Here is a 12337-nt window from a genome sequence, read left to right on the forward strand (position 1 = left end):
TCACCTATTAATCATTTAAATATTGGATCGTAACGAGTCGATAAACGCCTTGATATGGCTTGAAGCTAAATCAAAATCAAAGTCATTACATGCAATGATGATAGGCGTAACTTGTTTATCGTACCCCGCAGCATTGGCTTGAAGTGTATCTAATAAGTCATCATCGAATTCATTATTGGTAACGTATTTCTGTAAGGTTAATAAAGTATTAAGTAACTGTTCTTTAGATATTGCCTTAAGTTTACTTTGTACTTTTTTATGCGTTTTACTGCTCATTTTCTGCGCGCATTTACTAATGGCATCAACTTCATCTTGAACCGTCTCAATCAATAATAAAGCATCGCTTTGTTTGTGTTTACGGGTTATTTGCTCTAACTCAGTAAACGCCAGCATCAGTTGATTCAGTGCTAAATTACCAGCAACACCCTTATATTTATGTGCAATATCTTCTAGCTTGGACCAATCATTACTTTGTACTAATGACACTAGTGAACAGAGTTCATGTTCTGACTTGTTTAAAAAGTTTATGATTTCATGAAATAAAGTTGTTTTCGATCCCCACAAATCAATGCCCTTCTCAAGGTCAATCGTTGCTTTTTGTGTTGAAACTGGCTGTTTGGGTGAAGTGTCTACTTGCTCAATAATAATAGTCTTCGCAATTTCACCTATTAACTGCCGAATATCGATGGGTTTGCTGGCAAAACCATCCATTCCTGCAAGTTGTGCAGATTTTTTATCTTGAGGTAGCACGCTGGCCGTTAAGGCTATGATTGGTAATCGTGCCAGCCCATTTTCTGCTTCATAGGTTCGTCTTTGTTCTGTCGCTGTCAAACCGTCCATTACTGGCATTTGTATATCCATCAAGACGACATCAAACCCTTCACTTTCCATTTTTAATAGTGCTTGCTCACCATTTCTTGCAACGGAAATTACATGTCCGTGTCGTTTTAAGATCAAGCTTAATAAATCAATATTTTGCTCAATATCATCGACAATCAATACACTCAGTTGTGGTAGGAGAACTTGATCTTGTTTTTTGTCTGCTGTTGTAGATGCTATCGCAATTTTTACAGGAAGCGTAAAAGTAAAAGTAGAGCCTTTGCCAAACTCGCTACTCGCCGAAATTGTGCCTCCCATTAATTCAACTAGCTGTTTGCTGATAGTGGTACCTAACCCGGTGCCTCCAAAACGGCGACTCATGGATTCATCTGCTTGTGCAAATGCATCAAAAATAGCGGCTAGTTGTTGCTGAGTCATGCCGATGCCAGTGTCTGAAATCGCAAAGGTTAAAAAACCCTCAGACTCACTTTTTATAGCGATATCAACATGTCCTTGTTCGGTGAATTTGATTGCATTTCCAATCAGGTTAGTGAGTACTTGCCTTAATCGATCAGGTGCACCATGGTAGAAGCGTTGAATATTTTTTTCTATATTAAGATTAATATCTAAATTTTTATGTTGGGCTTGCAACCATAATGTTGATACCACTGAATCGACTTCTTCGACTAGCGAAAAATCCCGATATTCGAGCTGAAATTTACCTTTATCCAGTTTCGCACTATCCAAAATGTCATTTAGAATATGCAATAAGGACTTAGCTGATTGATTAATAGTATTGAGTTGTTTTCTTTGATGAATACTGAGTTCTTCATCCAATAAAATATCACTAAAACCAATAATGGCATTCATTGGAGTGCGAATTTCATGGCTCATATTTGCTAAAAAAGCAGCTCTAGTTGCCGCGGCTTGCTCAGCTTTTTCTTTTTCTGCAATTAAAGCTGATTCCATTTTTTTACGGTCTGTAATGTCCATGATGAAACCATCAAGAAAATAATCTTCTGAGTTTTCATCCTTTGATGAGCGACCGTGACCCAGTACCCATTTTACTTTGCTGTTACGGTCAATAACTCTAAATTCAAGCTGAAAGCCGTTTGTGTGTCGAAAATTAGTCTGTGCGATAGTTGGCATATCTTCTGGATGTACAAAGTCTGCAATACTACGTTTAGGGTAAGGTAATAAGAAGTCTTCAGCTGGGTAACCCAATATTTTTTCAACTTCATCATTAATAAAAATATTTGGCCAACCCGGCCTATCGATACAACGATAAGCAATACCGGGAATATTAGTGACCAAGGAACGGATCTTAGATTCTTTTTTTCGCAGTGTGTTTTCCATGGCTTTACGCTCACGTAAGTCAGAAATAAAGGCTACGAACATATGTTGGTTATTCAGTTCTACATGCCCAATTCCTAAACGTACTGGGATTTTTTCACCGCTTTTACAAAGCGCTTCTACTTCACGGCCTTTGCCGATTATTTTTGCTTCTCTAGTTTGTAGGTAATTATCCACATATTGATCATGATTATGCTGAAAAGGTACAGGCACTAACATTTTGACATTATTGCCAATTAACTCTTCTGGTTGCCATCCTAATAATGTTGATACTGCATTATTGACGCTAATAATAATACGCTCAGCATCAATCGTAATAATGCCATCGATAGCAGTGTCCATAGTGGCAAGCAGTCGTCTTTCATTATTGGTTGCAGTGGCTGAAATATCTTTATAGCGAATAATTAAATTTATGCCTAACACTAGAAAAATGATCACTACGGTAATGGTTGTGACTCCCAGTACCAATAACGTTGATACATTGCTGCTTTGTTGTGATAGCTCGATGCCGGGTGGCAATACAAAACGAGCTGCAAGCATACCTGTGTAATGCATACCAGCAATGGCCGCTCCCATAACACAACTTGAAATGGTTAGTTTTGTATTTTTACTGTATTGCAATGATGCCTTTTTATCTAAACCAAAGCTTATCCACAGTGCTAATATTGCCAAGCTGATAGCGACAATAATAGAGAGGATAAACAAAGGTAGGTCATAACGAAGTAAAGGGGCCATCTCCATCGCCGCCATACCGACATAGTGCATAGTTCCAATACCTGAACCAACCAGAACACCGCTATAGACTAACTGCTTCCTTTGAATTTGGTGGTTTGTAAGTAAATTAAGTGCCACCCAAGAAGCGGCTACTGCAGGTAAAATAGAGAGCGTCGTTAACTCAAACTGATAGGAAACACTAGTACATAACTCCAGAGCGAGCATGCCAATAAAGTGCATTGACCAGACACCACCTCCTAAAGCAATACTGCCAATTAGTAGTAATAAACTTTTACGGGCGGGCGTTGTATGCTTTGCTTGAGATGCAACTTGAAACCCCATAAAAGAAGCAAGGATAGCGATCAATATTGATAAAATGACTAATATTGGGTTGTGCGTAGAAACAATGAATAAATTATAATCACTATATTGAAAAAACGTTGAAATTTGTTGTTGCATATATATTAAACACTGCTTTGAAGAGGGTAAATAGCGTACTTTTAAGTACAGGTTGATTTGTCTATATCGGCAAGTGTTAATTAAAGTTTAATTATTTTACTGATAGTTAAGGATTTGCACATTAACAGTAATGGTGATGTATCTTTTTGATTTAAAATTGTTTGTAAGTTGCTCAATAAAATACTCATTTAACCTTAGCACCTTTCAATAATTTAGTAGGGCCTTTGTGTGTTTTTTTGTACTTTAACTAATTCTTAGGTTCACATAACACTTTTATTGACTGTTTATTGCGCAATGTGAGCCGTGTTAATGGAAAGAAAATACATACTATCAAATCAAAGAGTACGAGTGATATCAACTCAAAGATCAACTTTGTTTACTCGGAGGAAACGCTTTTCTTATGGCTATTTAATTAAAACGTAGTTTTTAAGCGATAGATATTAAAAAGAAAGTGATTGAGTTATTGTGGCAGGGGCTTTAAATCTGAATAAATTGATATCAACAGCGATCACTCGCCGTTGATATTGTTGATCGTAATCTTATAAGCTGCAGCGTTGCTGCATTTTTACTGCTTGTTTTTTTGCTCTATTTTCTTCTAATTGTGTTAAAGCATCCGAGCCAATATGTGCTTGACCACGCTCCTGCGAAAGACGAATTTGCTTTTCACGCTCTAAAAAACGCAATTTTTGTTGCTCAGATAAACTGTCATGGCATTGATGACAACTTACGCCTTGCATATACTTTTCTGATTTTTTGTCTTCTTCAGTGATCGGTAAACGGCAACCATGGCATTGGTCATATTGACCTTTTTCAAGCTGGTGGTTTACTGATACGCGATTATCAAAGACAAAGCACTCACCTTCCCACATGGTTTCTGATTCTGGCACTTCTTCAAGATATTTAAGTACACCACCTTCAAGGTGATAAACTTCACCAAAACCTTGCTCTTTTAAGTAAGCAGTTGATTTTTCACAACGAATTCCACCGGTACAAAACATAGCAATTTTTTTATGTTTTTTAGGGTCTAAATTTTCTTTAACGTATTGTGGAAATTCACGGAAATTAGTTGTTTTTGGATCGACAGCATTTTTAAAAGTACCAATGCTAATTTCATAATCATTTCGAGTATCGACCAATAATACCTCTGGATCACTGATCAGGGCATTCCAATCTTTAGGTTTAACGTAAGTCCCTACGACACGATTCGGATCAATACCTTCAACACCCAAAGTTACAATTTCTTTTTTTAGTTTTACTTTTGTGCGGTAAAATGGGTTTTCTGTATCAAATGAAAATTTTGCTGTTAAATCGGTTAAAGAAGGGTTTGATTTTAACCAATTAAGTACATTATCAATACCCTCTTGATCACCAGCAATAGTGCCGTTGATACCTTCGCTTGCTAATAACAAAGTACCTTTTACTTGATTGGCATTCATGATGTTAAGTAAAGGTGTTTGGATCTCTTCATAATTTACTAGATCAACAAATCGGTATAGCGCACAAACCACTGTATTTTGCATTTTTTATTCCTCTGTTTGCTAACTGAAACGTAAATTCAGCGCATTAATTGTGCGGGGCATTATACGAATAGAAATCATTTAAGCAATTTTTATATTACTTATTAGTTAGCAATTACTATGCTCTGTAAGCTTGTTACTTAGGGCGTACTTATACTAACGCTTGAAACGTAACATATTTTCAATGTAAAAGGTGGCCTGCTGAGCGCTATATTTTTGTTGGAATATTTGTTCGTTTGCAATGACACCTTCTTTTAATAAGGTCAATAAATCAACAATCAAACGATTTTTTTGAGCATCTTTTTCGAAATCTTCTACCTGTTTTTTAAAAATATTCTGAAAGGTTTGTTTATGGTGTAAGCAGGATTCAGTTATCTCGGGATTTAGCATAGAAAATTCTTTATGTGCTTGGGTGAAGTAACAACCATTGAAGGTTGGTAATTGTGTCACTTTCCCATTAAGCCAAGCATCTAACTGCTCAAAAATAACCAAGATACTATCTTTGCCCGGTACTGCTAAGGTAATACTTTTTTGTAAGTGCTCTATGATTTGTTGATGATGCCATTCTAACGTAGCAAGAATTAGTGCATCTTTATTTTTAAAATGATTATAGAGTGTCTTTTTTGCAACTTGTGATTGCTTGATAATTTCATTGATACCAACGGCATGAAACCCCTTTTGATAAAAAAGTGCAAAGGCAGCTTCTATTATTTGTTGTTGTTTTATATTGCTCATTTTCCTACACACTCCTACAAAAAATACAAATTATCATACATGAAGAACAATCGGTCTCATTGATTTTGTAAAAATTTTGAATTAAGTACTCTTTTTGAGGTATTTTTTCGCGCATAAATTTTATCTGTGCATATACTATTTTGATTACTTTAGGTTTTTTTATTAAAAGTAAGTACATCATTTTATCAATATGAGGTGTTATAGATGCCCACAAGTCTACATTTAATTAGAGCAAGTCACTTAAATGCAGTGATTCAAAACCTGCACGCATTATCGCTTCCCGTTGAATCTTTATTGGAAAAAGCAGGGCTATATTTTGCTACCCCAATTCAGCCTAACGAACTGATTATAGAAAAGAAAATTTGGCACTTTTTAAAGCTTGCTGCTGATTATACCAATATGCCGCATTTGGCGACTTGGTTAACAGAGCAAAGTGATTTATCACAGTATGGTGAATTTACTAAATGTTTGGTGAATGCTGATAATCTTCATCAAGCTTTACTGTTATTAACTCGTCACATTAGTCTTCACAATAGTAATAACATTTTTTTGCTAAAGGAAGACAAGCAAAATATTTGGATCTGCCAGCCGCACTCTCGGCATGTCAAACAAGGAGCTTGGCAAGTTGAACAGCACGTGCTCACTTTTATCTGTTTGTTAGTTGAACATTATTTAGGGCATGGCTGGCAACCTAAACAGATTAAATTAAAAGATACAGAGGCAGTTGGAATTGAACACTCTCGATTCTTTAAAGGTACCGATATTAAATTAGGGCACAGCTATTCGGCAATCGCGATAGATCGACGTTTATTAAATAAACACAACCCAGCTATTGATTTACCGCAGTTAGCTGAGATTGACCCTATACCTAATGATTTTTTACAAGCCTTCAAGCTTTTATTAAAACAGGGGTATTTTGGTCAGGATTGGTTAGCGGAGAATATTTCTGCTTCATTAGATATAAGTGTTCGTACTTTAAAAAGAAAACTGCAGGGGCAGGGCTCGTCTTTGCGCCAGGTTTTCGATGAAGTGCGTTTTCAGCTGGCTTGTGAACTTATTGATCAAAATGTGTATGAATATGAAATATTAGCGGAAAAGCTGATGTATACACATCCTAATAACTTTGTACGTGCTTTTAAGCGTTGGAGTGGCATTACGCCGCGTGAATTTATTCGCCTTCGTAATCGTGACCTGTCATAACAGCGGGGAGAAAATTCATCTACTAAAATACTGAATGATCTTTGTTTACTTTAATGGCGTATAACACCAGACTGTTTTATGTGGCTCATCCTTAGCTACAAAAACGAGCGTAAATGAGGGATCAAAATGAAAGTTTTATTATTACTGACGGCTATTTTGTTACAAACAGCATGTACTGGCGTACCCGAAGGTATGCAGGCAGTTAAACACTTTGAAAGTGAGCGTTATTTAGGTACTTGGTATGAAATAGCGCGTTTAGACCATTCTTTTGAACGAGGTCTGGATCAAGTCTCTGCGACTTACTCAATGCGTGAAGATGGCGGTATTAAAGTCATTAATAGAGGCTACTCCAAAGAAGATAAGGAATGGCAAGAAGCGGTTGGAAAGGCTTATTTTGTTGATGATAAAAATACAGGGCATTTAAAAGTTTCTTTTTTTGGTCCATTTTACGGGTCTTATATTATCTTTAAGATGGATAAAGTGGACTATCAATATGCTTTTATCAGTAGTTATAATCATGATTATTTATGGTTGTTGTCACGAACTCCGCAAGTGAGTGATACCGTGAAACAGGACTTTATTAATACTGCTGCTAAGTATGGTTTCGCCACTCAAGAGCTTATCTTTGTAGATCAAAAAATAGCTGTGGATTAAAATGTCGCTTTAGATAAAAAGCAACGCACATCAATGAGTATTGATGTGCGTTAACAAAAACAAAAAAGGTTAAGTATTTACTTGTTGTTTTGCTGTTTAAGGTGCGTTAACACATGATCTAGTGAAGATGCTATATGGTGACCTAATGCAATCACTTGTTGATCTGGAATAACCAGATCAGGTACCTGAAAGACTTGCATTTTTGCGGCTATGGCAGAGATAACACCATTACTTGAATCTTCAAAGGCTAAACATTGCTCAGGGGCAACATTTAAGCGTTGTGCAGCGAGTAAGAATATCTCGGGATCAGGTTTACCACGAGTAACTTCGCAACCACTACTAATATGTTGAAAATAATGATCAAGTCCCGCCAACTTTAATTTTGTTGCCGCTAATTTATTATGTGTTGATGTGGCGACGGCAACAGGGATATTTTGTGATTTAAACCATTCAAGTAAATTGATCACACCTGATTTAACCGGAATAGCTTGGTGCTCAACAATCGGCCAATAACCATCCATCCAAGCCTTACGTAATGGTGCATACTCAATATACTGTGCATAATGCGACATGATCGCTGCTTCAATACCTTGAGCATTACGACCAATAATTTTTAAGTAAGCGCTTTTCACAAAAGGCAGTGATAACTGTTGGCAGGCCTTTTCGAAGGCTTGCATGCAAACTCGTTCAGTATCCAGTAATAGACCATCCATATCGAAAATAGCAGCTTGGTAGGGCATAAAGTATCTCTGTCATATTAATAAGGTGATAAAGCGGATCTAGTTTACCTGTTTTTTATAGTAAATCCGTTAATTCTTTAATGCATCAGACGTCGATAAAAGTGTTATCCCACTGGTCGTATATTTTAGTCAGTAAAATGCTTCAATATTCTGTTTCAACTCACTACTTTAATAAGCAACCTCAGCTCGGGATCATCCAACCGATACAGCGCAGCTATTTCCGTGTATTTCTGTGTTAAATCAGCTATCAATAATCAGTTATTGCTATGCTGATTTGCCTTGAACTACACAAAACTGTATTGTGAGAAATTATAACTAATTGATTATGATATTAATTTTGTATTTATTACCCCGGGTTGAGGTTAAGTAACTCAAATGTATCGCGATTTCAGTTTAGTGATCAATTTAGTATTAACAAAACTAATTAAAATTCCGCTGATCACACATAAAAAAGCAATCAACTTAATCAGACCTACCGTCTCTTGGTAAAACAATACCCCCCCTAATAATCCAAACACGGGCACTAATAAAGTGAGGGGAGCAACCGTTGTTAATGGATAAGTCACTAATAAACGATTCCAAATCCAATACCCTAATAAAGTAACCGGATACGCTTGAAATAATACAGAGAAAATGACCCGTTCATTGAGTTGTTCTGGCAGTTGTACAAAAACATCGCTACCTGATTGTAAATAGACGATAAGAAACAAAGGAGCAGGTGCAAAAGCCATCGCCCATAAACTAAAGGCAAAGATTTGTTTGGTTGCCGCTTTTTTGACTGTGATGCTCGCTAAACTCCACGATATAGCAGCGAATAATATTAACATTAACCCTAGTTGAGTTACTGAACCGTCAGTGACGGTTAAGCTTAATAATAACCCTGCTAAAGCAATACCGCTGCCAATGACTTTATTAATTGGCAGCGGTTCTTTTAGTAAAAAATAACCTAAGAATAAACCGAATACTACATTCATTTGTAGCAATACTGATGCCATACCAGCACTTAAACCCGCTTCGATAGACCATGTCGCCATACCCCAAATACCAATTGCGAATAACCATCCATAAATGATCAGATACCACCATGAAACATTTGGTTTTTTAACAAAAAATATAGCCGGTAATGTTGCTAGTGTGAACCTTAATGCGGTTAATAATAAAGGATCAATTTCACTGACACCCAATTTGATTACAGAGAAATTTAATCCCCAGACAATCATTACTAAGATACCTAGTATCAAATCATTTTTTTTCATCATCGACCCTTTATTTTAAATGAGGTGTGCTTGCGCTTGTGAGTATTATCAAACAAACTAAAAAAGATAACAGATACAAATTTCAATTTTATGGGCGGTACAGTTTTATGCGTTATATACAATTAGCGACACAGTGTGTGCAGCAGATCGAATCTGGGCAATTAGCATTACATGCTAAAATGCCGTCATTACGTAAATTTAAACAGTTACACAATGTGAGTATGACGACGGCTTTAAACTGTTACCAACACCTTGAATCATTAGGCTGGTTGGTGGCTAAAGCTCAGTCGGGATATTATGTTGCGCAGCAATCACCATTAATGGACCAGTCATCTAGGCCGAGTTTTGTATCTTTTACGAGTAGCATTACTAAACCGCATTTACCTGCTATCTATAATCCTTTTGTTGATCCTTGCCCCTTAGGTATTGCACGTTACGATCCTGGGTTAATTCCTATCGATAAATTACAGGGATCTTTTCGGCGAGCAATGAAACGTCAAGGCAATCATCTCAGTCACTATCCTGCTCCGCAGGGAGAACCGGTATTGCGAGAAAGCTTAAGTGATCATTTCAAAAGAATCGATTTTCATTTTTCTGCTGAAGATTGTGTGATCACTCACGGTTGTTTGGATGCTATACGCAGTGCAATTGAAATAATCACTGAAGAGGGAGATGCCGTCGCAATTAGTTCGCCTTGTTTCTCAGGTTTATTGGAATTATTAGGCGTTATGAAGCGTCGAGTTGTTGAGATCCCTTCTGTGCAAGAGGGGATAGACCTTGATCAGTTACAGAAACAAATGCATTTAGGGTCAATAAAGGCGGGATTATTTTGCACTTCACATATGAATCCACAGGGAACCTCAATGACACCATTGCAAAAGCAAAGGTTAGTTGAGCTGGCGACTCATTATAAAATTCCTATTATTGAAGATGATGTGTATCTCGAATTGGGTTATAAAAAAGTCCTTCCTTTGCCTGCAAAGCATTGGGACACAGAGGGGTATATCCTATGGTGTGGATCTATTTCTAAGACTATTGCGGCTGGTTACCGGTTAGGGTGGTGTTTACCAGGTCGTTATTTGCAAGCTTATTTACAACAACGATTATTTGCGAATCAAGGTATTACTTCGCCTTTACAACTCGCAATAGCAGATTTTATTCAACGTGGTGATTACCTTAACCATCTCAAAAAGATACGCTTACACCTCGCTCAGCAAACATTGCAGTTTACTACCTATTTACAACAAAATTTGCCGCTTAATAGTAAGATAAGTCAACCGGCTGGTGGGTTTGTTTTATGGATTGAAGTGGACAATTTAAATACGTTTAGATTAAGAAAGCTAGCGATTGAAAAGCAATTAGATGTACGCATTGGTGAAAGCTTTAGTACGTTGGGTTTATATAAGCATTGCTTTCGCCTAAATATTGGCTTTAAGATCAGTGCTTCAGAGATTGAATTAAAATTAAAACAACTCATTACCTTAGTCAACACCTGCTCAAAGGAATAATATGTTAGATAACCCTCGTGCATTAAGTGATGCAATTAATCAAACCATGCCATTTGGTAAATACGCAGGCCGTAAGCTAATTCATTTACCTGAGCCTTATTTAGTGTGGTTTCACGGTAAAGGCTTTCCAGAAGGTAAATTAGGTGAGCAGTTGGCGTTAATGTACGAAGTAAAATTAAATGGATTAGAAAAAATGCTTGCCCCCTTAATCAAATAACTTCGTCATGATCATGTTTTGATTCTTTAAAGTAATGAAAAAAGAGCTAATTTAAAAAAAATTACGTATTGGTTTTATTGCTACAGGTAAACATATTAATAAAGCAGTACAGTAAGCAAACACTTCAATAGGGGATAAAGATAATGTTAAAAGCAATAGGCGGTTTAACCGCGGGTATTTTTATAAGTTGTTCTGTTATCGCTCAACCACTCAGTAAAGAAGCGGGCTGGGAGTTGACATTAAGCGTTAATGCTGGCTACAGCGTAGGAGAATCACAGTTTGATACTGATCATGATAATGAAATCACTAACGATTTAAATAATAGTGGCCAATCTAACTCATCAGTACTTGTGTATCCATTAGGGCGGATCCAATACACCTTAGAAAACCTTAACACCCAATTCTATCTAGGCAATAGCCGCGAACAAGTTAGTACTGCAAAATTCCAATATGAACTTGGCATGATCCATCAGTTTGCAGATCAAAGTAAATTAACGGTTGCCGTTTTTCCTAAATTATCTTTATTCAATGAAACTTGGGAAGACCCTTTTGTTACTAATACAAAAAGGCAAAGCACTGATCAAAAAGTCGGTGGTGCTCGAATTGCTGTTGATAATATTTTAGGTACTGGGCTCACTTTTAAATACGCGATAGCAAGCAGTAGTATCGACGATGAATTAAGTGGTCAGAGCCAATTAAGTGATACCTCTGAAATAGCGTTGTTAAAACGTGATAGCTTATATCAACGTGTTGAGGTAGGAAGCTCATTTCCTATATCTCAGGGTGTATTACTGAAGCCGGCTTTTCAATATACTAATCGAAATGCCGATGGGGATGCAAATAGTTATGATCAATATACGGGTCAACTGTCGCTTTTATTATTCAAGCAAAGACATACTTTAATCACCACTATTAATGCCGGTGTGCGTCTTTATAAACAAGAAAATCCTATTTTTAATGATAAGCAAGATTTAACACATGCAGGCATTTTCAGTCTTTATTTCTATCAGCGTCCATTTGATTGGCAGCATTGGAGCTGGACCATGATGCTTGGATATAATCAAGAAAATTCAGATATAGCTTTCTATGATAGCAAAGGCGTTATTATTTCAACGGGAATGGTTTATCGCTATTAATATGCTTATTTTTCAAGCATATTGTTTAA

At 36.7% G+C, this 12337-nt stretch carries 10 protein-coding genes; 5 read left to right on the plus strand and 5 right to left on the minus strand.

Annotation, left to right across the window (positions count from 1 at the left end):
• Window positions 1-15: 15 nt before the first annotated feature.
• The 3 genes from H5084_RS10705 to H5084_RS10715 all read right to left on the minus strand — a co-directional run bounded on the left by H5084_RS10705 (window position 16) and on the right by H5084_RS10715 (window position 5597).
• A complete protein-coding gene (locus H5084_RS10705; RefSeq protein ID WP_182690442.1) occupies window positions 16-3345 on the minus strand; it encodes an MHYT domain-containing protein in 3330 nt (1109 codons plus the stop codon).
• Window positions 3346-3884: 539 nt separating this feature from the next.
• Window positions 3885-4865, minus strand: a complete 981-nt coding sequence (locus H5084_RS10710) for a rhodanese-related sulfurtransferase (RefSeq protein ID WP_182690443.1) — start codon at window positions 4863-4865, stop codon at window positions 3885-3887.
• Window positions 4866-5018: 153 nt separating this feature from the next.
• Window positions 5019-5597, minus strand: coding sequence for a TetR/AcrR family transcriptional regulator (locus H5084_RS10715; protein WP_028868168.1), 579 nt, complete (start codon window positions 5595-5597; stop codon window positions 5019-5021).
• Between the two features lie 204 nt (window positions 5598-5801).
• Between H5084_RS10715 and H5084_RS10720 the strand changes: the two genes are divergently transcribed.
• Both H5084_RS10720 and H5084_RS10725 read left to right on the plus strand, forming a co-directional pair.
• The gene (locus H5084_RS10720; protein WP_182690444.1) at window positions 5802-6797 is read left to right on the plus strand and encodes an AraC family transcriptional regulator; all 996 of its coding nucleotides are present in this window, start codon (window positions 5802-5804) and stop codon (window positions 6795-6797) included.
• Between the two features lie 126 nt (window positions 6798-6923).
• On the plus strand, window positions 6924-7451 hold the full coding sequence (locus tag H5084_RS10725; protein WP_028868166.1) for a lipocalin family protein: 528 nt from the start codon (window positions 6924-6926) through the stop codon (window positions 7449-7451).
• A gap of 77 nt (window positions 7452-7528) precedes the next feature.
• On the opposite strand, the gene H5084_RS10730 is transcribed toward H5084_RS10725, so the two are convergent.
• Window positions 7529-8191, minus strand: a complete 663-nt coding sequence (locus H5084_RS10730) for an HAD family phosphatase (RefSeq protein WP_182690445.1) — start codon at window positions 8189-8191, stop codon at window positions 7529-7531.
• Window positions 8192-8562: 371 nt separating this feature from the next.
• Entirely contained in the window at window positions 8563-9447 is an 885-nt protein-coding gene (locus H5084_RS10735; protein WP_182690446.1) for an EamA family transporter, read from the minus strand.
• Window positions 9448-9554: 107 nt separating this feature from the next.
• Here H5084_RS10735 and H5084_RS10740 point away from each other — a divergent pair, with 107 nt between their 5' ends.
• From H5084_RS10740 to H5084_RS10750, 3 genes are all read left to right on the plus strand, one after another.
• On the plus strand, window positions 9555-10955 hold the full coding sequence (locus H5084_RS10740; protein ID WP_182690447.1) for a PLP-dependent aminotransferase family protein: 1401 nt from the start codon (window positions 9555-9557) through the stop codon (window positions 10953-10955).
• A 1-nt stretch (window position 10956) separates the two neighbouring features.
• Complete coding sequence (locus tag H5084_RS10745) at window positions 10957-11172, plus strand: DUF3820 family protein (protein ID WP_028868162.1); 216 nt, start codon at window positions 10957-10959, stop codon at window positions 11170-11172.
• A gap of 143 nt (window positions 11173-11315) precedes the next feature.
• Window positions 11316-12308 (plus strand): DUF2860 domain-containing protein, encoded by a 993-nt coding sequence (locus H5084_RS10750; protein ID WP_182690448.1) that lies wholly within the window; start codon window positions 11316-11318, stop codon window positions 12306-12308.
• The last annotated feature ends 29 nt before the right edge of the window (window positions 12309-12337 follow it).

The organism is Psychromonas sp. SR45-3 (genome assembly GCF_014163575.1).
Taxonomy (GTDB): Bacteria; Pseudomonadota; Gammaproteobacteria; order Enterobacterales; family Psychromonadaceae; genus Psychromonas; species Psychromonas arctica.

Coding starts and splice junctions, on each gene's coding strand:
- H5084_RS10720 (WP_182690444.1), top strand. CDS start 5,802: ATGCCCACAAGTCTACATTTAATTAGAGCAAGTCACTTAAATGCAGTG.
- H5084_RS10735 (WP_182690446.1), bottom strand. CDS start 9,447: ATGAAAAAAAATGATTTGATACTAGGTATCTTAGTAATGATTGTCTGG.
- H5084_RS10740 (WP_182690447.1), top strand. CDS start 9,555: ATGCGTTATATACAATTAGCGACACAGTGTGTGCAGCAGATCGAATCT.
- H5084_RS10730 (WP_182690445.1), bottom strand. CDS start 8,191: ATGCCCTACCAAGCTGCTATTTTCGATATGGATGGTCTATTACTGGAT.
- H5084_RS10750 (WP_182690448.1), top strand. CDS start 11,316: ATGTTAAAAGCAATAGGCGGTTTAACCGCGGGTATTTTTATAAGTTGT.
- H5084_RS10725 (WP_028868166.1), top strand. CDS start 6,924: ATGAAAGTTTTATTATTACTGACGGCTATTTTGTTACAAACAGCATGT.
- H5084_RS10745 (WP_028868162.1), top strand. CDS start 10,957: ATGTTAGATAACCCTCGTGCATTAAGTGATGCAATTAATCAAACCATG.
- H5084_RS10705 (WP_182690442.1), bottom strand. CDS start 3,345: ATGCAACAACAAATTTCAACGTTTTTTCAATATAGTGATTATAATTTA.
- H5084_RS10715 (WP_028868168.1), bottom strand. CDS start 5,597: ATGAGCAATATAAAACAACAACAAATAATAGAAGCTGCCTTTGCACTT.
- H5084_RS10710 (WP_182690443.1), bottom strand. CDS start 4,865: ATGCAAAATACAGTGGTTTGTGCGCTATACCGATTTGTTGATCTAGTA.